General features: G+C 33.0%; 17 protein-coding genes and 1 tRNA gene. 11 read left to right on the top strand and 7 right to left on the bottom strand.

Features of this window, described 5'->3' with window-relative positions; translation table 11 throughout:
* Positions 1–76: 76 nt before the first annotated feature.
* From HUE53_RS06065 to rbfA, 4 genes are all read right to left on the bottom strand, one after another.
* Positions 77–850, bottom strand: a complete 774-nt coding sequence (locus HUE53_RS06065; protein ID WP_014166095.1) for a DUF3050 domain-containing protein — start codon at positions 848–850, stop codon at positions 77–79.
* An 80-nt stretch (positions 851–930) separates the two neighbouring features.
* Entirely contained in the window at positions 931–2,109 is a 1,179-nt protein-coding gene (locus tag HUE53_RS06060) for an acyl-CoA dehydrogenase family protein (protein WP_014166096.1), read from the bottom strand.
* 398 nt (positions 2,110–2,507) lie between these two features.
* Positions 2,508–3,716, bottom strand: a complete 1,209-nt coding sequence (locus HUE53_RS06055) for an ABC transporter permease (RefSeq protein ID WP_041253256.1) — start codon at positions 3,714–3,716, stop codon at positions 2,508–2,510.
* Positions 3,717–3,720: 4 nt separating this feature from the next.
* On the bottom strand, positions 3,721–4,113 hold the full coding sequence (rbfA, locus tag HUE53_RS06050; RefSeq protein ID WP_014166098.1) for a 30S ribosome-binding factor RbfA: 393 nt from the start codon (positions 4,111–4,113) through the stop codon (positions 3,721–3,723).
* A gap of 84 nt (positions 4,114–4,197) precedes the next feature.
* On the opposite strand from rbfA, the gene mce reads away from it, so the two are divergent.
* The 8 genes from mce (at position 4,198) to bioB (ending at position 15,876) form a co-directional block, all read left to right on the top strand.
* Positions 4,198–4,602: a methylmalonyl-CoA epimerase gene (mce, locus tag HUE53_RS06045; RefSeq protein WP_014166099.1), complete on the top strand. Its 405-nt coding sequence runs from the start codon at positions 4,198–4,200 to the stop codon at positions 4,600–4,602.
* A gap of 86 nt (positions 4,603–4,688) precedes the next feature.
* Positions 4,689–4,762, top strand: a tRNA-Ile gene (locus HUE53_RS06040).
* Between the two features lie 184 nt (positions 4,763–4,946).
* Positions 4,947–9,479, top strand: a complete 4,533-nt coding sequence (gene dnaE / locus HUE53_RS06035; protein WP_065212946.1) for a DNA polymerase III subunit alpha — start codon at positions 4,947–4,949, stop codon at positions 9,477–9,479.
* A 46-nt stretch (positions 9,480–9,525) separates the two neighbouring features.
* Positions 9,526–11,478, top strand: a complete 1,953-nt coding sequence (locus HUE53_RS06030; RefSeq protein ID WP_192188781.1) for a M43 family zinc metalloprotease — start codon at positions 9,526–9,528, stop codon at positions 11,476–11,478.
* Between the two features lie 60 nt (positions 11,479–11,538).
* A complete protein-coding gene (locus HUE53_RS06025) occupies positions 11,539–12,459 on the top strand; it encodes a bifunctional riboflavin kinase/FAD synthetase (RefSeq protein WP_014166102.1) in 921 nt (306 codons plus the stop codon).
* Between the two features lie 242 nt (positions 12,460–12,701).
* Positions 12,702–13,379, top strand: a complete 678-nt coding sequence (gene aqpZ, locus HUE53_RS06020; protein ID WP_014166103.1) for an aquaporin Z — start codon at positions 12,702–12,704, stop codon at positions 13,377–13,379.
* 327 nt (positions 13,380–13,706) lie between these two features.
* A complete protein-coding gene (locus HUE53_RS06015; protein WP_196771913.1) occupies positions 13,707–14,687 on the top strand; it encodes a porin in 981 nt (326 codons plus the stop codon).
* A gap of 106 nt (positions 14,688–14,793) precedes the next feature.
* Complete coding sequence (bioB, locus tag HUE53_RS06010; RefSeq protein ID WP_014166105.1) at positions 14,794–15,876, top strand: biotin synthase BioB; 1,083 nt, start codon at positions 14,794–14,796, stop codon at positions 15,874–15,876.
* Between the two features lie 296 nt (positions 15,877–16,172).
* Here bioB and recA read toward each other — a convergent pair whose 3' ends face one another.
* From recA to greA, 3 genes are read right to left on the bottom strand one after another with little or no spacing between them, the layout of a single operon-like run.
* Positions 16,173–17,177 (bottom strand): recombinase RecA, encoded by a 1,005-nt coding sequence (gene recA / locus HUE53_RS06005; RefSeq protein ID WP_014166107.1) that lies wholly within the window; start codon positions 17,175–17,177, stop codon positions 16,173–16,175.
* Between the two features lie 27 nt (positions 17,178–17,204).
* Positions 17,205–17,594, bottom strand: a complete 390-nt coding sequence (locus HUE53_RS06000; RefSeq protein WP_014166108.1) for an HIT family protein — start codon at positions 17,592–17,594, stop codon at positions 17,205–17,207.
* A 16-nt stretch (positions 17,595–17,610) separates the two neighbouring features.
* The gene (greA, locus tag HUE53_RS05995; RefSeq protein ID WP_014166109.1) at positions 17,611–18,087 is read right to left on the bottom strand and encodes a transcription elongation factor GreA; all 477 of its coding nucleotides are present in this window, start codon (positions 18,085–18,087) and stop codon (positions 17,611–17,613) included.
* A 156-nt stretch (positions 18,088–18,243) separates the two neighbouring features.
* On the opposite strand from greA, the gene HUE53_RS05990 reads away from it, so the two are divergent.
* The 3 genes from HUE53_RS05990 (at position 18,244) to hppD (ending at position 21,292) form a co-directional block, all read left to right on the top strand.
* Positions 18,244–18,669 carry a Rieske (2Fe-2S) protein gene (locus HUE53_RS05990; protein WP_014166110.1) on the top strand — a complete coding sequence of 142 codons (426 nt, stop codon included), beginning with the start codon at positions 18,244–18,246 and terminating at the stop codon, positions 18,667–18,669.
* 192 nt (positions 18,670–18,861) lie between these two features.
* Positions 18,862–20,019, top strand: a complete 1,158-nt coding sequence (locus HUE53_RS05985) for a homogentisate 1,2-dioxygenase (RefSeq protein ID WP_014166111.1) — start codon at positions 18,862–18,864, stop codon at positions 20,017–20,019.
* Between the two features lie 109 nt (positions 20,020–20,128).
* Positions 20,129–21,292: a 4-hydroxyphenylpyruvate dioxygenase gene (gene hppD / locus HUE53_RS05980; RefSeq protein WP_014166112.1), complete on the top strand. Its 1,164-nt coding sequence runs from the start codon at positions 20,129–20,131 to the stop codon at positions 21,290–21,292.
* The last annotated feature ends 13 nt before the right edge of the window (positions 21,293–21,305 follow it).

Here is a 21,305-nt window from a genome sequence, read left to right as displayed (position 1 = left end):
TAACTGCCCGAAAAGGAACTGTTGTATCAAAATGATAAAATATAAGTTGTGAATACTTTTCGGGCAGTTATAGGTGTTACGAAATAGAATCAATTGCTTTCTCGATAGCGTTCCATAGGATGATTCTTTTTTCTAAGGCTTCAATTGCTATTTTTTCCATGTCATTCCATTTTTCCTCATTGTCATTTGCTAAATACTCAATCATCTTCATTGCCATAGGACCGTGTTCATCTGCATCAAGTTCTATATGGCGTTCGAAATAGTAAATCAATTTTGAAAAATCTTTTTCGGGGAATGATTCTTTAAAATTTTTTAAGATAGCTGTAAACATACTAGGTATTAGATCTTCTCTTCCAAAAGTAAAAGCACTTGCAATTTCATGAGCTTGTCCTTTTTCAATAACTTTAAAAGTAAAAGATAAAAATTCTTTTATGCCTTTTCCAAGCTCAGATTGATTAATACTTTCAAAAATATTTTGAGTTTCTTCTATGTTTTTTAAAAAATATTTGATTTCGTTTGTAGAGGCACCACAGTCTTGCATGGCTTCTAAATACATTTCGTAGTGACTTAGGCGTTTTCCGTCTAAAGCTAAGTCTGATTCCTCTGCCAGAACAATTTCATTTATTAAATAGCGAGTTTCAGGGTTCGGAGAAGCTTTCCAAGGCGTGCTGGTGCATGTCAACCGGTTTTGTAAAGCTTTTAATAAAGACATGAAATCCCAAACAGCATATATGTGGTGTTCAAGGAAAATGTTAAGTGATTCTAATGTTTTTATTTTTGAGTATAAAGGATGGTTTAATAAGATATCCTTTTTGGTTTGGATATTTTTATGGATAGATTCGATGCTCATTATTTTAATAAATTTCAGCAAAAATAATAAATGCCTCTTTAAACGGAGAGGCATTTGTATCATTTTTATTTATTTGTATATTATTTAAAAGCGGGAAATCCTGTTATATCCATGCCTGTAATTAATAAATGAATATCATGAGTTCCTTCGTAGGTTACTACAGACTCTAAGTTCATCATGTGTCGCATGATTGAATATTCGCCTGTAATTCCCATGCCACCTAGCATTTGACGTGCGTCACGAGCTATAGTAAGAGCCATGTCTACATTGTTTCTTTTAGCCATAGATATTTGTGCTGAAGTAGCTCTTCCCTCATTGCGTAATACGCCTAATCTCCACGTTAAAAGTTGTGCTTTTGTGATTTCAGTAATCATTTCGGCTAATTTTTTTTGCTGTAATTGTGTAGCTCCAATTGGTTTGTCAAATTGAATACGTTCTTTAGAGTAGCGCAAAGCTGTGTCGTAACAATCCATAGCGGCACCAATTGCCCCCCATGCAATCCCATAACGTGCTGAATCAAGACACCCGAGAGGAGCTCCTAATCCAGATTTGCCTGGTAATAAATTTTCTTTAGGAACTTTTACATTGTCAAATATAAGTTCGCCTGTTGCAGAAGCGCGTAGAGACCATTTGTTATGTGTTTCAGGTGTGCTAAAACCTTCCATCCCGCGTTCTACAATCAATCCATGAATACGGCCTTCCTCATTTTTTGCCCAAACCACAGCAATTTGTGCAAATGGAGCGTTAGAAATCCACATTTTAGCACCATTTAAAAGATAGTGATCCCCCATGTCCTTAAAATTAGTTACCATACCGCCTGGATTTGAACCATGATCAGGTTCTGTTAATCCAAAGCATCCCATCCATTCACCAGTGGCTAATTTGGGTAAATATTTTTGGCGTTGCTCTTCTGAACCATATTTCCAAATAGGGTACATTACTAATGAAGATTGTACAGATGAAGTAGAACGTACGCCAGAATCTCCCCTTTCAATTTCCTGCATTATCAAACCGTACGAGATCTGATCCAATCCAGCTCCTCCATATTCAGCAGGGATGTAAGGACCAAACCCACCTATTTCACCTAGTCCTTTAATGATTTGAGTAGGGAATTCAGCACGTTGTGCGTATTCTTCAATTATAGGGGATATTTCTTTTTTTACCCATGTACGAGCCGCATCACGTACTAATTTATGTTCTTCCGTTAGTAGATCATCTAATTGATAGTAATCAGGTGATTGAAATAAATCTGGTTTCATGTGGTTTGTTTTTATTGTGAAAAATAAAGATGATAAAATTAGTTATTAGATCGTGTTTTAAAAAATACACGATCTAACAAAATTAGATAAAGATTTTTATCTAGCAACTGATAAATGTTATGAATAAGATAAAAAATATTTTAGAATAAACTAGAAGTAGGAGTTGGACTTAATAATGTAGTCTTAAAATCTTTGGGTTTTATAGGTTTTTTGTTTGTTGAATTTTAAAATGTTTTTTTTTATTTTAATTGTAAACCAATGGAGGGTTGTTTTCTTAAAAAGATAGAAGAACGGATAGAACGATTAAAAGCTAAAAAATGTTTTTGTGAAATCATAGACTGTGTTTCTGTAGAAGGAAAATAGGGTCTTGATGTTTTAAAAGACTAGTAAAAAACGAATTAAAGATTGTTATTTAATAAGTTTTTAGTTACTCTACTGCCTGCGATAAAAGAGGCCATAAAACCTAAAATCATGATCGTTCCAAAGACGATGATGATATTTGTTGTTTCTATTTTAACAGGGTAGGGTAGAGAATCGGTTATTGTTATTAAGCTAAATTGGTCTTGGATAAAGATTAAAATAAGGCCTAGACTAATACCTAATACCCCTCCTATGAAAGTTATTAAGCATCCTTGTAGTAAAAAGATTAGTTGAATGTTTTTTATAGTAACTCCTAGGTTTAGAAGTGTTTTTAAATTGTTTTTCTTTTCAAGAATCATCATGATGATAGCACCCGCTAAGGTGAAAAGAGTCATGATGATTACTAAGGTAAAAATGAGGTAAATAGCTGTATTTTCAGTATTTAACATTTTGTGTAAACTATCATTAAGTTGTGTTCTGTTTTTTATAACTACTGTGTTGTCAAAAATTTTAGTCAAATTTTTAATAATGATATCTTCACTGGCTAGACTATCTATTTTTATTTCTATAGCGGATACCTGATTTGGTTTGTATTCCAATAGGTCTTGTGTTAATCGAAGATCTGTGTAGACATACTTTGCGTCTAGATCGTCGTTAATAGAATAAATTCCTACTGGTATTAGATTCGATTTGTTAAAGGCAGTTTCTGGATTTGTAATAGCTCCCTTACCAGGTCTAGGAACGTAAATTTCAAGAATATTGTTTAAATCAAAAAGGTTTAATGATAATTTATTGGCAATAACGTTTCCAATAACAACTTGAGGTGTTTCGGGTATTAACCACTGTCCTTGATAGATAGCCTTTTGTATTTTGTTGACTTGGTTGAATTGATTGTCTATACCTTTAATTTCGGCTACATGCTCTTTTCCTTTATACATGAAAAGAACCTTTTCCTCAATTACATTACTATAAAATTTAATTCCTTTTGAATTTTTGAATTTATTAAATTGTTGGGGGGTAATTGTGATAGTTTTTCCTTTTTTAGGAAAGATTTTTAAATCGGGATCAAAATTATTACTAAAAGATAAGCTGAAATCCTTCAATCCGCTAAAAACAGAAAGAACAACAAACAAAGACATAGAGCCGATGATTATTCCTACTGAGGCTATCCGGCTAATAATGTTTATTGCATTATTCTTACTAGCGGTGCGTAAATATCGTTGTGCTATGTAAAAAGGAAAGTGCAATTGCTTAGGATTTCTTTCTTTTATCTAATAAATTAGGGTTTTCTATTGGGTTGTCTTTCCCTGATAATGCGTGATCTATTTTTTCAATATAATCCAAACTGTCATCAATATAAAAAAGTAGACTAGGAACTCTACGTAATTGTAATTTTACACGTTGTGCTAAATCATGTTTAATAAGAGGTGTGTTGGATCTTACGGCTTCTAGTATTTCTTCTGCTTTTTCTTGTGGGAAAATGCTAAGAAAAACCTTTGCAATTGATAAATCACTAGTAACACTTACTTTTGAAACAGATATAACAAGATTTGAAATTCCGTTTTTACGTACTTCTCCTTGTAAGATATCTACTAAATCTTTTTGTAAAACGTTTCCTATTTTTTTCTGTCTATTAGTCTCCATGTTGCAAACATACAATTTTTTGTAATTAGTGTTGCTATTTTGAGTTTGTCAAATGATATATTTGTCTAAATAAAAAAAATAAGAATGAGAAAAATTGAACACATAGGAATTGCTGTGAAAAATTTAGAAGAGTCTAATGAAGTTTTTGAATTGCTTTTTGGGAAACCTGCCTATAAAGAAGAATTTGTAGAAAGCGAAGGAGTTAAAACTTCTTTTTTTATGAATGGGCCTAATAAAATAGAGTTGCTTCAAGCTACAAATCCAGAGAGTCCTATTGCAAAATTCATTGAAAAGAAGGGCGAAGGGATCCATCATATAGCTTTTGATGTAGAAAATATAGAAGAAGAAATAAAAAGATTAAAAAAAAATGGCTTCATCGTATTGAATGAAATTCCTAAGAAAGGTGCTGATAATAAGTTAGTTGCTTTCTTGCATCCTAAGAGTACTAATGGTGTATTAATTGAATTGTGTCAAGAAATGTCTAAATAATTTTGTAGAATTAAAAAAATGTCTTAATATTGCAACCGCAAACAGAGAATAACTCTGAGCGTCTAAAAAGATTTACTTAGTAAATTGGTCCTATAGCTCAGTTGGTTAGAGCACCTGACTCATAATCAGGTGGTCCCTGGTTCGAGCCCAGGTGGGACCACAAGTAAAATCAAAGCCTTACAGTAATGTGAGGCTTTTTTTATTTTCTCAGGTTAAAGATTCCTTTTGTCAAATAACTTGATTTCTTCCTTTCTAAAACGTATTTTTGAAAAATCTCTTTTCAAATTCAAATTATGAAAATTTATTAGAGAATAGAGTTATTAAATTTTGGAATTTTCACATCTATGTATTTAATTTTTGATACCGAAACTACAGGTTTACCGCGTAGTTGGTCTGCACCTATTACTGATACAGACAATTGGCCGCGTTGTATACAAATAGCTTGGCAGCTGCATGATGAAATGGGGCAACTTATAGAACATCAAGATTATCTGGTTAAACCGGAAGGATTTAATATTCCTTACGATGCAGAAAGAGTTCATGGTATTTCTACGGAATTAGCCATAGAACAAGGAATTAGTTTGCAAGAAGTGTTAGAAAAATTTAATATAGCGCTTTCAAAAGCCAAATATATCGTTGGTCAAAATGTAGGATTTGATGTTAACATCATGGGGTGTGAGTTGTATAGAGGAGGAGTAGCCTCTACTTTGTCACAAATGCCTGTTCTAGATACTTGTACAGAAACGACAGCAGAATTGCTTAAATTACCTGGAGGTCGTGGAGGTAGATATAAATTGCCTACACTTACTGAATTACATCAGTTTCTTTTTGGCGAACCTTTTGCAGAAGCACATAATGCTACCGCCGATGTAGAAGCCACTACGCGTTGTTTTTTTGAACTTGTAAAAAGAGAGATCTTTACGCAAGAAGAGTTAGATGTGCCTGAGGATTATTATATGCGTTTTCGCCAAAATAATCCTCAAGAAATTAAATTGATTGGTTTAAAACACATCAATTTAAAATCTGCTTCAGATGAAATTCGAAAAAGATTAAAAAAAATACAGCAAGAAGGAGATGAAACCCTTGTTTCGGAAGAAGCAATTAAAAATCTAGAACAGGCTGTATACGCACATTTGCATAATCATACCCAGTTTTCAGTACTACAATCTACGATTTCTATCCCTGCTATTGTTAATGCAGCAGCCAAAAGTAAAATGCCTGCAGTGGCTATGACAGATGTTGGCAATATGATGGGGGCATTTCAGTTTGTAAGTGCTGTTCTAAACCATAATAAGGTAGCTAAAGCAAAAAATGAAGCGAATATAGAAAAAGGGGAAGCAGCTTCCGAAGTTGAAATAAAACCGATTGTTGGAGGCGAATTCTTCGTGTGTAACAATCATAAAGATAAGTCCGTAAAAGACAATGGATACCAGATGGTTTTTTTAGCAAAAAACAAAAAAGGGTATCATAATTTGGCAAAAATGGCTTCTATTGCTTACACAGAAGGGTTTTATTATGTACCGCGTATCGATCGAAAGATAGTTGAACAATATAAAGAAGATATAATAGTATTATCAGGTAATTTGTATGGAGAAATTCCTAGCAAAATACTGAATCTAGGTGAAAACCAAGCAGAAGAAGCACTTTTATGGTGGAAATCACAGTTTGGAGATGATTTTTATCTCGAAATAATGCGTCATAATCAAGAAGATGAAAATCGTGTCAATCAAACCTTAATACAGTTTGCGCAGAAACATCAAGTTAAATTAATAGCAACTAATAATACCTATTATGTGGCCAAAGAAGATGCTAATGCCCATGATATCTTATTATGTGTAAAAGATGGAGAAAAGCAGGCTACACCTATAGGAAGAGGGCGTGGTTATAGGTATGGACTTCCTAATCAAGAATATTATTTTAAAACACAAGAAGAAATGAAACGTCTTTTTGTGGATTTGCCTGAAGCAATTATCAATATACAAGAAATTATTGACAAGATAGAGATCTATTCTTTATACCGTGATGTATTATTACCTAAGTTTGATATTCCAGAAGAATTTCTAGTAGCAGACGACAACCAAGATAGCGGTAAAAGAGGAGAAAATAAATATTTGCGCTATCTTACCTATGAAGGAGCTCGAAAAAGATACCCCGAAATTGCTGACGAATCAATAGATCCAACCAAAACGTCCGAAATTAAAGATCGTTTGGACTTTGAGTTGTTAACAATTGAAAAAACGGGGTATCCTGGTTATTTCTTGATAGTCCAAGATTTTATTGCAGCCGCTAGAAAAATGGGCGTTTCAGTAGGGCCTGGCCGTGGCTCCGCAGCAGGTTCAGCGGTTGCTTATTGCTTAGGAATTACCAATATAGATCCTATTAAGTATGACTTACTTTTTGAGCGTTTTTTGAATCCTGATCGTGTGTCTATGCCCGATATAGATATTGACTTTGATGATGAAGGACGAGGAGATGTAATGCAATACGTAATTGATAAATATGGAGCTAACCAAGTAGCACAAATCATTACGTATGGTAAAATGGCCACCAAATCAGCTATACGAGATACTGCAAGGGTGTTGGATTTGCCTCTGTTTGAAGCTGATAAAATTGCAAAGCTCATTCCAGCTATGATGCCTTCCAAATGGAATTTGGCGCGATTTTTAAAAGAAGAAGAAGGAGATGTTAAAAAAGCACTCAAGTCTTCTGAAGAATTTGATCGAATCAAAGAGTTGATTAGTATAGCAAATGAAGGCGATTTGGCGGGAGAAACCATTCAGCAAGCTAAGGTACTTGAAGGTTCCATGCGTAATACAGGTATACATGCCTGTGGTGTTATCATTACACCAGATGATATAACGAATTTCGTTCCTGTAACTACTGCTAAAGACTCTGATTTATATGTCACTCAGTTTGATAACTCAGTAGCAGAAAGTGCAGGCTTGCTAAAAATGGACTTTTTGGGTCTCAAGACCCTAACTTTAATAAAAGACACCGTTAAATTAGTTAAATATCGTTTAGGAATAGACTTAGATCCTGATAATTTCCCTATAGATGATGTTAAAACGTATGAACTTTTTCAACGAGGAGAAACTGTGGGGGTCTTTCAGTACGAATCTCCTGGTATGCAAAAATACATGAAGGATCTAAAACCAACTGTTTTTGCAGACTTAATTGCCATGAATGCCTTGTATCGTCCAGGACCATTAGAATATATTCCTTCCTTTGTGCGACGAAAAAATGGAGACGAAGAAATAACCTACGATTTAGATGCTTGTGAAGAATATTTAGCAGAAACCTATGGGATTACTGTATACCAAGAACAGGTAATGCTCCTTTCACAAAAGTTAGCAAATTTCTCTAAAGGTGATGCCGACGTTCTTCGTAAAGCAATGGGTAAAAAGCAAAAAGACGTTCTAGATAAAATGAAATCTAAGTTCATAGATCAAGCCATGGCTAATGGTCATGATGCTCAGAAATTAGATAAAATATGGACTGACTGGGAAGCCTTTGCAAGTTACGCATTTAATAAATCACACTCTACTTGCTATGCTTGGGTTGCTTATCAGACGGCTTATCTAAAAGCGCATTATCCAGCGGAGTATATGGCTGCGGTTCTTTCCAATAATATGAATGATATTAAACAAGTATCTTTCTTTATGGAAGAATGTAAACGGATGGGGTTGGAAGTTTTAGGGCCTGATGTAAATGAATCTTTTTATAAATTTACAGTAAATGAAAATTATGCCATTCGTTTTGGTATGGGGGCAATTAAAGGGGTTGGTGAAGGTGCTGTAAATACCATTATAGAAAATAGAAAAGAAGGTAAATATAAATCCATTTTTGATTTAGCTAAGCGAATAGATTTAAGAGCCGCAAACAAAAAAGCATTTGAAAACTTAGCCCTTTCAGGGGGATTTGATTGCTTTGAAAATACACATAGAGCTCAGTATTTTCATCACGATGGTGATAATATCTGGTTTCTGGAAAAGGCTATGAAATATGGAGCCAAAATGCAAGAAAATGAAAATTCCTCTCAAGTAAGCTTGTTTGGAGATACTACTGAAGTTCAAATACCAGAGCCCACAGTTCCCCCATGTGAAGAATGGCATACCATGGAAAAATTAGCACGAGAAAAGGAAGTGGTAGGAATTTATATTTCAGGCCATCCACTAGATGATTATAAATATGAAATGAAATATTTCTGTAATACTCGTTTAGAACAATTGTCTTACTTAGAACAATTGGTTGGCAAAAATATTTCTTTAGCAGGTATGGTTACGAATGTTCAGCATAGAACCGCTAAAAATGGTAAAGGATGGGCAACATTTAATCTAGAAGGATATGATGAAACGTATGAATTTAGAATTTTTGATGAAGAATACCTAAAATTCCGTCATTATTTAGTTCAAAACCAATTTGTTTATTTTAAGTTAAACGTTAAAGAAGGTTGGACAAACCGTGAAACAGGTAAAAAATCAGATCCTAGAATTCAATTTATGGATGGAAAAATGCTCGCTGATGTTCTTCCCACGTATGCAAAGAAAATGACTATTCTTTTTTCTATATATGAAATAAAGGAAGATCTAATAAATAACCTGTATAACTTATTTGTTGAAAATAAAGGAGAGCATCAGGTAACTTTTGAAGTAATGGAGCTGGAAAAAATTAAAAAACAATTGCAAATTGAAAGTGCCCCTGTTGAAGATAACCAAACGGATGATATAGAAAATGTAGAAATAGAAATACCAGAAGAAAAAGAAGAAATTATTGTCAGAAATATGCTATCCATGCCAAGTCGTAAAATAAAAATAAAAATATCTTCCGAACTGTTGCAAGAAATGGAAGATAGGCAAATAAATTTTAAAATTGTTTAGGTGAAATTCAATAAGTTCGTATTTTTATAAATATTATCCAGCCAATATGAAAGTAAATTATACGATAGTTTCTCTTTTTGTGTTTCTTATATCATTTGTATCTAAAGGACAGGACAAAGAAGAAGAAAAAGCAGTCAGATGTTCGACTATAGAGTATGAAAAATACCTGCAAAAAGAACATCCCAAAAGAGCTAATCTAGATCAATTTGAAAAATGGTTAAACCCATTCATACAAAAACAAGCAAATAGTAGATCTGTATTCAATGGCGTTGTTACAATACCTGTAGTAGTGCATGTTGTGCATTCTGGGCAAGATGTAGGCCAAGCACCTAATATTGACGATAAGCAGGTTATTTCGCAAATAGAAGTGTTGAATAATGATTTTAGAAAAAAGACAAATACACCAGGGCATAATACACACCCTAATGGTGCTGATCTAGAAATCCAATTTGCTTTAGCGCAGGTTGATCCTTTGGGGAATCCAACAAATGGCATTGATCGTGTTTATTACAATCATGTTAAATGGGTTGAAACGAAACCCAATATAAAAGGCGATATAGATTTAGTCTTAAAACCAGAAACCGTATGGGATTCCTCTTTGTATTTGAATATTTGGGTTGTTGATTTTGAAAATTCCAAATTGTTAGGACAAGCACAATTTCCAAGTATGGCAAATGTTCCCGGTTTGAACGAAGATGGTACTGAGGCTACTGATGGAGTTGTTGTAAGTTATTTAAATTTTGGCTCTAGAGAAATCTATCCCAATGGAATATATAAAGGATTTCAGTACGATAAAGGTAGAACTGCTACGCATGAAATTGGGCATTGGTTAGGATTGCGTCATATATGGGGAGATTCATATTGTGGAGATGATTTTTGTGCAGATACCCCACAGGCTCATGACTCAAATTTAGGCTGTCCTACCATCTTAAGCTGTGCAGGAACAGAAGATGAAATGGTGCAAAATTATATGGATTATACAGATGATACCTGTATGAATATTTTTACCCAAAACCAAAAAGATCGAATTCGAGCGGTATTAGCTAGTTCGCCTAGAAGAAGAACTATTGTCAACTCAGAAAAAGAAAAGCCTATATTATTATTAGTCAATGATGCTGAAATAAAGATAGAAAAACAATATACAGGGTTTTCCAATTTATGTGTAAATGAGCCTAGAAAAGTATCCATAATCAATAGAGGAATTAATGATATTAATAATGTTTTAATAAAATATCGATTTAACAATCAAACTACAAAAGATATTAATTGGAAAGGGGGGCTCAAACCCAATCAATATACTCTGATGTCTATTCCTGAAATAGGTGTAGAAAATGATATATTAAGTGTAGAAATTATTGAAGTAAATGGCGTAAACGATACAAGAAGTTCAAATAATTTTGCCAAAGTTCAAATAATTAACACAGCTCAACCAGAATCGTTTTTTTATGATGAAATAAACCTTGAATTACAGTTAGATAATAAAGGAGAAGATATTACTTGGGAGTTATTGGATAGTTCTGGAAAAATACTACATTCAGGAGGTCCTTATAATGATAATGAACCTATTCTTATTCAAGAAACTTGGAATTTAGAAGATAAAGAGTGTTACACTTTTACTATAAAAGATAAAAGAGCAGATGGACTATGTTGTGATAATGGTGAAGGATATTATCAGATTGGGTATAAAGACAATATCATTATTCGAGAAGGAAGATTTTCTGAATCTAGTACCAAAGCATTTCGTATAAAACACTTGAGTGATCAAATTATATTAGAACAAAATCCAGTTGGCGATGAATTATACTATTTGTTTGGTAGTAAAATAGGAAAAAGAGGAATAGGCAAAATTTTTGATCTAACAGGCAAACTAATAAAAGAATTTAAGGTAGAAAAAAATAGTGTAAAACCAGAAATAGTTAGTCATCTATCATCTGGGTTCTATTTATTTCAAGTAATAACAGAAAGTAATTCAGATGCTGTAATTTTTATAAAAAAATAGAGAGAGAATAGCCCCTCTCTCTATCTATTTCATTAAATTTGCCCACCAAAATTACAAAAGGTGAAAGTAATTAGCGATTTATCAAATGTTCAATTCTGTAAAAAGACTATTGTAACTATAGGGACTTTTGATGGAGTACACTTAGGACATCAAAAAATAATCAGAAGACTCCAATCTAATGCTAATGAATTTAATGAAACGGTTGTAATTACCTTTTCTAACCACCCAAGAACTTTTCTAAAAACAGATTCTCCAGTTCAACTGCTCAGTACGAATGATGAAAAAATACAATTATTAGAACAACTACAGGTAGATAATCTGCTTTTTTTAGAATTTAATCAAGCTTTATCCGATTTATCAGGCGAAGAATTCGTTAAAAATATTTTAGTTGATAAATTAAATATTCAAAAAATCATCATAGGATATGATCATAAATTTGGAAAAAATCGTTCTTCAGATATTCACGATTTAATCCGATTTGGTAAAAAATACAATTTTGATGTAGAACAAATATCAGCAGAAGAACTCGATGAAATTACTATTAGCTCTACCAAAATAAGACAATTTATTAAAGAAGGAATCATTTCATTAGCAAATCAATACCTTGGAAATCCATATACTCTAAGTGGAAAAGTAGTTAAAGGAAATCAAATAGGAAGATCCATAGGTTTTCCTACAGCTAATATTCAAATAGATTCACCATTAAAATTAATTCCCAAAGAAGGGGTTTATGCGGTAGACGTATTTCTTAAAAATCAAACGTATAAAGGAATGATGAATATAGGAAATCGTCCGACTATTAACGGACAATATCGTACTATAGAAGTACATTTGTTTGATTGTAATTTTGAGTTTTATGGAGAGGATATAACTGTTATTTTACAATATTATCTTAGAAGCGAACAAAAATTCGACTCACTTGACTCACTAAAAAAACAATTAGAAGAGGATAAAAGGCAAGTTTTTCTTAAAAAAAATTAAACAATTTTAGTATTTTGTTAAAACATTCTCTTTAATTCCTTTAAAAACACAATTCGTCACGAAGTGTGATTTTTTCCTTGATTCATATCTTTTATTATAACTACTTTTGCGGCTGTTTTATTAAAGCTGCAGTTATTAATATTACAAGAAATATTTTTTAAAAACAATTGGAGATCAGATACCAAAAAAAACGAGGCGTAACCGAAAAGCCAGATGAGTAGGGTTTTATATATAGTAGTATTATGAAAAAGAATATAGCAGAGTTTATAGGTACATTTTGGCTTGTATTAGGAGGTTGTGGAACAGCTATGTTAGCTGCAAATTTTGGGACTGTTGGAGTTGGGTTGACAGGGGTTTCTTTTGCCTTTGGATTAACCGTTTTAACTATTGCGTATTCATTTGGACATATTTCTGGAGCTCATTTAAATCCAGCTGTTACAATTGGTCTTTGGGCTGGAGGTAGAATCCATTCAAAAGAAATTTTACCTTACGTTGTCTCTCAAATTGCAGGTGCAATTCTTGCAGCAGGTGTTCTTTATGTAATTGTAACAGGAAATGGAGGGGTAATAGGTGATTTTGCGGCTAATGGTTATGGAGAGCATTCGCCAGGTAAGTATAGTATGGTGTCCGCTATTGTAACAGAGTTCGTTATGACTTTTATGTTCTTGTTGATCATTTTAGGAGCTACAGATTCAAGAGCGAATACAGGATTTGCAGGAATAGCAATTGGTTTAGCGTTAACTCTTATTCATTTAATAAGTATACCTGTTACCAATACATCTGTAAATCCAGCAAGAAGTATCAGCCAAGCTATATTTGTAGGTGGTTGGGCTATTTCTCAACTTTGGCTTTTTGTTGTAGTTCCGGTAGTTGCTTCTTTTTTAGCAGGTTCTGTTTACAAATATTTTAAAGCAGATTAAAATAATTTTACTTGCAAGAATTATAAGGAAATACGAATGTTTAATTGTCTGAACACATTAGATTTTTTTAGTATATTCCTTATGGTTGCTTTTTTAGTTAAAGTAAAAAAGACTAAGTTTTAATGCAATTTTTTGTTAGCGAAATTAGTTTCCTCATCTTTGAAACAGATGTTTTTAGCTGATAAAAAAAATCTAAATAATAATATATTTTGAAGTTATATTATGATAAAAAAAATTACAAGATCAAAACTAATAAAAATATATAGTTTTCTTTTCCTTTTTTCCCCAATATCAAAAGTTTTTTCTCAAAACGATACAGTCAAAAAAATGACAGTTAGTGCTTATGGAGAATTGTATTATAGTTACGATTTTTCAAAGCCTGAAAATCATGAAAAATCAAACTTCGTTTATAGTCATAAAAGACATAACGAACTCAATTTTAATTTACTTTTGTTAAAACTAAATTACAAAGACGAAAATATTAGAGCTAATTTAGGATTAATGGGAGGTAATTACGCAACTTATAATTTAAGTGCTGAACCAACTTGGGCGCAGTTTATTTATGAAGCAAATATAGGAGCAAAATTATCTAAAAAACGTAATTTGTGGCTAGATGTAGGAGTTTTGCCATCTCATATAGGGTTTGGAAGTGCTATTGGTGCTGATTGTTGGACCTTAACAAGAAGTTTGATTACAGAAGGCTCTCCTTATTATGAAGCTGGAGTTAGAGTGTCCTATCAATCGCCAAACGAAAAAATTTATCTAGCTGCTTTATATCTGAATGGTTGGCAAAGAATAAAAAAACCGGATTTTATTCAAAGGCCATCTTTTGGGGGACAAGTCACTTTTAAGCCTAATAAAAAAATGTTACTTAATTATAGCAATTTTATTGGTACTGACAAGCCTGATAGCATAAATGCGGTTCGAACTTTTCATAATTTATATATGCAATATGAGCCATCTGATAAATTGGGGATAATTGCAGGTTTTGATATTGGATCAGATAAGTATGATGCTACAAATTATGGAACGTGGTATGGACCAATTGTAATGCTAAAAAGCCAAGTTAATAAGAAAATGATTGCTGCTTTTAGAGCTGAGTATTATAGCGATAAAAATCAAATCATAGTTCCGACAGGAACACCAAATGGTTTTCAAGTATTAGGATTTTCCTCTAATTTAGATTATGATCTTAACGAAAAATTAAAATTCCGATTTGAAGCTAAAACATTCAATTCAAAAGATCGTATATTTAATAATGATAATAATAATTATTCTATAACTACAAGTTTAATATTCAGAACGTAATTGCCAATTTCTCTAAATTAAATTTATTTTTATAAGATAAAAGTTGTTTTATTACCGCCTTTATGTTAAACGAATTGTGTATTTTTGACCCCTAAATAATCTATTTATGAGTATTACAAGACATAATTGGAGTAAAGAAGAAATTATTGAAATATACAATCAGCCATTGATGGACTTGCTTTATCAAGCAGCCACTATTCATAGAGAAAATCACGACCCCAATACGGTGCAAGTATCAACACTCTTGTCAATAAAAACGGGTGGATGTCCGGAAGATTGCGGTTATTGTCCTCAGGCAGCACGTTATCATACGGATATAGAAGGAAATGATCTAATGACTGTTAACCAAGTAAAAGCACAGGCGTTAAGAGCAAAAGAGTCAGGCTCTTCAAGGGTGTGTATGGGAGCTGCTTGGAGAAATGTAAAAGATGGGCCAGAATTTGATCAAGTATTAGAAATGGTTCGTACAATCAATAAATTAGATATGGAAGTTTGTTGTACGCTAGGTATGCTTACTGAAAATCAAGCACAACGATTAGCAGAAGCAGGGTTATATGCTTACAACCATAACTTAGATACTTCTGAAGACTATTATAAAGAAGTAATTTCAACACGTGGATTTGAAGATCGTATAAAAACAATTGAAAATGTACGTAAAACAAATGTAACTGTTTGCAGTGGCGGTATTATAGGAATGGGAGAAAGTGTAGAAGATAGAGCGGGTATGTTAGTTGCTTTATCTACTTTAAACCCACAGCCAGAGTCAGTTCCTATTAATGCTTTAGTAGCGGTAGAAGGGACTCCTATGGAAAATGAAAGACCTGTTGAAATTTGGGAAATGATCAGAATGGTAGCTACAACCAGAATTGTTATGCCTGAAACACAAGTTCGACTTTCAGCAGGGAGAACTCAAATGTCAAGAGAAGGACAAGCGATGTGTTTTTTTGCAGGTGCAAATTCAATCTTTGCTGGGGATAAGCTACTGACTACCCCTAATCCAGATGTGAATGAAGATATGAAAATGTTTGAGTTACTAGGATTAAATCCTCAAAAGCCTTTTATTAAGCTAATGCAGCCTAAAACAGTAGAGGCATGTGATTCAGAATATCAATCTTTAGGAGAAAAACCAAAATGGTCTAGGCCTGGACACCAAATAGAACGCAATTTAGCCGTTACAAATAAGAAATAAAAGAAAAAGCTCCTAATTAAACTTTAGGAGCTTTTTTTATACTCTTTCTAAAAAAGTAAAATGATAATAATATTGTTAAAATAATAAAAACCAGTAGGTGTTCATCTATCGGAAGACCAGGAGGAACAGCCCTCTTTAAAGGAGGTGGAGGTTCTGGAATTGTAGCTGCAAAAGAGAATGTGTTGACTAATGCCATGATTAACAAGTGTATAGTGTGATTGTTCTTTTTCTTCATATACGGTAAATATATATATAAAAAAAAATAGTTGCAAAAATATTTTTGCAACTAAGATAAACTAATTCTCTAAATTTTTAATTAATTCCTTGATTTTGATTTCTAGCTCTTCTGCTAATTCAGGATTGTCTTTTATTAAAGATTTAACGGAGTCACGGCCTTGACCGAGTTTTGTTTCTCCGTAGCTAAACCATGATCCCGACTTTTTGATAACTTCAAACTCAACTGCTAGGTCTAATATTTCTCCTGTTTTAGAAACACCTTCGCCATACATAATGTCAAATTCTGCTGTTTTAAAAGGAGGTGCTACTTTATTCTTAACAATTTTAACTTTGGTGCGATTGCCTAATACATTTTCACCATCTTTAATTTGTGAAGAACGACGAATATCTAAACGTACCGATGCGTAAAATTTAAGGGCATTACCTCCAGTTGTCGTTTCAGGATTTCCAAACATTACACCTATTTTATCGCGAAGCTGATTAATGAAAAATACAGTACAATTCGTTTTGCTAATAGTTGCTGTTAATTTACGTAGGGCTTGTGACATCAAACGAGCGTGTAATCCCATCTTAGAATCGCCCATATCGCCTTCAATTTCACTCTTTGGAGTAAGTGCGGCAACAGAGTCTATAACCACAATATCTACAGCTCCAGATCGAATTAAACTTTCAGCAATTTCTAAGGCTTGTTCTCCATTGTCAGGTTGTGAAATAATAAGGTTGTCAATGTCTATTCCTAATTTTTCTGCATAAAAACGATCAAATGCGTGTTCAGCATCTATAAAAGCAGCAATTCCTCCTGCTTTTTGAGCCTCAGCAATCGCATGTAATGTAAGTGTTGTCTTACCTGATGATTCAGGTCCAAATATTTCTATAATACGACCTTTAGGATAGCCGCCAACACCTAATGCAAGATCTACTCCAAGAGACCCCGAAGAAATAACTTCTACTTCTTCTATTGCTTTGTCTCCCATTTTCATCACGGTGCCTTTACCGTATGCTTTATCTAACTTATCTAAAGTAAGCTGTAGTGCTTTTAGTTTAGCCTCTTTTTCTGAACTCATCTTTTTTGAATTTGCAAGGTGTTAAAATTATAATTGCTTGGCAATAGCCTGAGCAATTACTTTAAATTCGTCGTCTGACAGTTTTACTTTATTAGTAAAACGAGCATCATCCATCATGTTTAATGGTATTAAATGTACATGCGTATGTGGAACTTCTAAACCAATTACGGTCATGCCTACTCGTTTGCAAGGAATTGCCTTTTCAATTGCAGTAGCTACTTTTTTTGAAAAAGCCATTAAGCCTAAATAAAGTTCGTCATCCATTTCAAAAATCTTATTGATTTCTTTTTTAGGAATACAAAGAGTGTGTCCTTTCGTATTTGGGTTTACATCTAAAAAGGCTAAATAATCATCGTTTTCCGCTATTTTATAGCAAGGAATTTCACCGTTTATAATTTTTGTAAAAATAGAAGCCATTGGGATATGTATATGGTTAGTCTCTAGTAATTTCTAAAACTTCAAATTTTAAAACACCATTAGGTACTTTAATTTCTGCAATTTCACCTACTGATTTTCCTAATAAACCTTTTCCTATAGGAGAGGTAACAGAAATTTTATTTTTCTTTAAATCAGCTTCGCTTTCTGCAACTAATTGATAAGTTAATTCGATCCCGTTTGCTTGATTTTTTATCTTAACGTTAGATAAAACTAATGCCTTTGATAAATCTAATTGGGATTCATCTATTAATCGAGCATTAGCGTATAGCTCTTCCATTTTGGCAATTTTCATTTCCAAAAGGCCTTGTGCTTCCTTAGCTGCATCGTATTCTGCATTTTCTGATAAATCGCCCTTATCGCGAGCCTCTGCAATGGCTTCCGATGCTTTTGGACGTTCTACAGATTTTAAATAGTCTAGTTCTTCTTTTAACTTTTTTAATCCTTCTGCTGTATAATAAGATATTTTACTCATAACATCATTGTATTGTATAAATAGAAAAAATCCCATTGTAGCGGGATTTCTCGCAAAGATACTATTTTTTATTTAGTTAGTAATTTAATTGAGTGATTCAACGTTATACAAATGTAAATAATTTAAATTTGTTGCAAAAAAATTCAAAAAAAAACCATGAAAAAATATTTTTTGATAATTATTTTAATTCTTGTTTTTGGTTGTGATAAGAATAATGTTGTAAATAGCGCAAACCCATATTTAGCAAATAACAGTTTTTCAATCGATCTAAATCCTTCACTTCCCTCCTATAATAAACTTAATTATCCAGGAGAACCTCTACTGATTGCTATCCCTGGAGTAGGTATTCAAGGAATTCTTGTAATGAAAACAGGAGGTGCAGGGGATTTTGTTGCTTGGGAAGCAAGCTGCCCTCTTCAGTATCCTACTGATTGCTCAAAATTAAATCTAAAAGGGATTAGTGCGCAGTGTACTTGCGATAATAGCGAGTTTAATTTATATACAGGCGATGGAGGAAAACAATATCCTCTAAAAAGATACAATGTGCAAAATTTAAACGGAATAATTAGAATTTATAATTAATTTTTTTTTACCACTTTTTTTCCGAAATTTGTATGATATGAAGTCTATATTTGAAGATTTGTTAGCTCATTTAAAGTTTTTTATAAAAAGAAACCCTGAATGAGTTTGGCGGGAGATCTGTTTTTAATTATTAAAGTTAACTATAATTAAAAAAAATATTTTTAAAATGGTCTAATTAACACATTATATGCAATGCCTATATATCACAAATTAGGAAAAATTCCCCACAAGCGTCATATTCAATTCCGTAAAGAAAATGGCGATTTATATTACGAACAACTTTTTGGAACTATTGGTTTTGATGGTATGTCAACTAATATGTACCATGAGTACAGACCTACAATGGTAAAAGAAATAAGAGGACAGTATTCTGTGGCTCCTAAAATTGCAAAAGCCAATAATATACAGTCTTACCGCTTACGCGGTTTTCAAATACCTCCTCAAGATGATTTTTTAGAAAGTAGAAAAATTGTTTTAACAAATTCTGATTGTCATATTGTTTTAGCAGCTCCTAGAAAATCTACTACCGACTATTTTTATAAGAATACGGATTCTGATGAGGTTGTCTTTATTCATAAAGGAACAGGTAAGTTAAGAACAATGTTAGGTAATCTGGATTTTAAATACGGAGATTATTTAGTCATTCCTAGAGGTGTAATTTATAAAATGGATTTTGATACTGAGGACAACCGATTATTTATTGTAGAATCTAGAAGACCTGTGTACACCCCAAAACAATATAGAAATTGGTTTGGACAACTGTTAGAACATTCTCCCTTTTGTGAACGTGATATTCGTAGACCAGAAGAGTTAGAAAGTTATAATGAAAAAGGAAATTTTTTGATTAAAATAAAAAAGAAAGATGAAATTTTTGATGTAACTTATGCTTCGCACCCTTTTGATGTAGTAGGGTATGATGGATATAATTATCCCTATGCTTTTTCTATTCACGATTTTGAACCTATAACGGGGCGCATACACCTGCCGCCGCCTATACATCAAACATTTGAAACAGATGCTTTTGTGATTTGCTCATTCGTGCCGAGATTATACGATTATCATCCGCAATCAATTCCAGCACCTTATAATCATAGTAACATAGATGCTGATGAAGTGTTGTATTATGTTGATGGTGATTTTATGAGCCGTAATGATATAGAAGCAGGTCATATATCACTACATCCAGCAGGTATACCTCATGGGCCTCATCCAGGAGCTACTGAAAGAAGTATTGGTAAAAAAGAGACATTAGAATTGGCGGTAATGGTTGATACGTTCAAACCTTTGATGGTTACCGAAGAGGCTATGCAAATTGCCGATGATAAGTATTATCAGTCTTGGTTGGAGTAAAAAATAAAAAAAGTAAAAAAGAATAATAGAAAGAAGTGTTATTATTGTTTTCGCAACTCTCGTGTAAAATGAAAAAATATTTTGATGCTTCAATTTTAATGAAAAAAATATGTCACAAGAATTAAAATCAGTAGAATACGGTCTGGAAAAAATATTTGAAGGAGCGCAAGACTTTCTTCCTCTTTTAGGTACAGATTATGTAGAATTATATGTGGGAAACGCTAAGCAGGCAGCTCATTTTTATAAAACAGCTTTTGGATTTCAGTCATTAGCGTATGCGGGTCTAGAAACAGGAGTAAAAGACCGTGCGTCTTACGTCTTAAAACAAGATAAAATTCGTTTGGTGCTTACAACAGCTTTAAATAGTAATTCGCCTATTGGAGAACACGTAAAAAAACATGGAGATGGTGTTAAAGTAATAGCACTTTGGGTAGAAGATGCTCGTTCTGCTTTCGAAGAAACTACAAAAAGAGGAGCAAAGGTTTATTTTGAACCAATTGTTGAAAAAGATGAAAATGGCGAGGTAGTGCGTGCAGGAATCTATGGCGCTTATGGTGAAACGGTTTTTGTTTTTGTAGAAAGAAAAAATTACAATGGAGTATTTATGCCTGGATATAGTGAGTGGAAATCAGATTATAATCCAGAATCTGTAGGATTGAAATACATCGATCACATGGTTGGAAATACAGGTTGGAATCGTATGGATGAGGCTGTGAAATGGTTTGAGGACGTAATGGGATTTGTGAATTTCCTTTCTTTTGATGATAAGCAAATTACTACTGAATATTCCGCATTAATGTCTAAAGTTATGTCAAATGGAAATGGTAGAATTAAGTTTCCTATTAATGAACCAGCTCATGGCAAAAAACGTTCTCAAATTGAGGAATATTTAGATTTTTATGAAGATGAAGGAGTGCAGCATATTGCGGTAGCTACGGATGATATAATTAAAACAGTGGCGGATATGCGAGCAAGAGGGGTAGAGTTCTTAACCACGCCGCCACAAGCTTATTATGATGCGATTCCTGAGCGTTTAAAAGAGCACATGTCTAAGTTTAAAGAAGATATTAATGAACTTCAAAAATTAGGAATTATGATTGATGCTGATGAAGAAGGTTATTTGTTGCAAATATTTACTAGACCCGTTGAAGATCGACCAACATTGTTTTTTGAAATTATTCAAAGAATGGGAGCAAAAGGATTTGGTGCGGGTAACTTTAAAGCGCTATTTGAGTCTATTGAAAGAGAACAAATGCTGAGAGGAACTTTGTAAAAAATATTTCAAA

This window comes from Flavobacterium columnare (genome assembly GCF_014844295.1).
GTDB classification, from domain to species: Bacteria; Bacteroidota; Bacteroidia; order Flavobacteriales; family Flavobacteriaceae; genus Flavobacterium; species Flavobacterium columnare.
The sequence above is the reverse complement of the archived record's forward strand: the minus strand, read 5'-3'. Positions and strand labels throughout refer to the sequence as shown.

Bases quoted from the DNA above. Each gene is read 5' to 3' on its own strand.
- HUE53_RS06065 (WP_014166095.1), bottom strand. From the start codon at position 850: ATGAGCATCGAATCTATCCATAAAAATATCCAAACCAAAAAGGATATC.
- HUE53_RS06060 (WP_014166096.1), bottom strand. From the start codon at position 2,109: ATGAAACCAGATTTATTTCAATCACCTGATTACTATCAATTAGATGAT.
- rbfA (WP_014166098.1), bottom strand. From the start codon at position 4,113: ATGGAGACTAATAGACAGAAAAAAATAGGAAACGTTTTACAAAAAGAT.
- mce (WP_014166099.1), top strand. From the start codon at position 4,198: ATGAGAAAAATTGAACACATAGGAATTGCTGTGAAAAATTTAGAAGAG.
- dnaE (WP_065212946.1), top strand. From the start codon at position 4,947: ATGTATTTAATTTTTGATACCGAAACTACAGGTTTACCGCGTAGTTGG.
- HUE53_RS06030 (WP_192188781.1), top strand. From the start codon at position 9,526: ATGAAAGTAAATTATACGATAGTTTCTCTTTTTGTGTTTCTTATATCA.
- aqpZ (WP_014166103.1), top strand. From the start codon at position 12,702: ATGAAAAAGAATATAGCAGAGTTTATAGGTACATTTTGGCTTGTATTA.
- HUE53_RS06015 (WP_196771913.1), top strand. From the start codon at position 13,707: ATGACAGTTAGTGCTTATGGAGAATTGTATTATAGTTACGATTTTTCA.
- bioB (WP_014166105.1), top strand. From the start codon at position 14,794: ATGAGTATTACAAGACATAATTGGAGTAAAGAAGAAATTATTGAAATA.
- recA (WP_014166107.1), bottom strand. From the start codon at position 17,177: ATGAGTTCAGAAAAAGAGGCTAAACTAAAAGCACTACAGCTTACTTTA.
- HUE53_RS06000 (WP_014166108.1), bottom strand. From the start codon at position 17,594: ATGGCTTCTATTTTTACAAAAATTATAAACGGTGAAATTCCTTGCTAT.
- greA (WP_014166109.1), bottom strand. From the start codon at position 18,087: ATGAGTAAAATATCTTATTATACAGCAGAAGGATTAAAAAAGTTAAAA.
- HUE53_RS05990 (WP_014166110.1), top strand. From the start codon at position 18,244: ATGAAAAAATATTTTTTGATAATTATTTTAATTCTTGTTTTTGGTTGT.
- HUE53_RS05985 (WP_014166111.1), top strand. From the start codon at position 18,862: ATGCCTATATATCACAAATTAGGAAAAATTCCCCACAAGCGTCATATT.
- hppD (WP_014166112.1), top strand. From the start codon at position 20,129: ATGTCACAAGAATTAAAATCAGTAGAATACGGTCTGGAAAAAATATTT.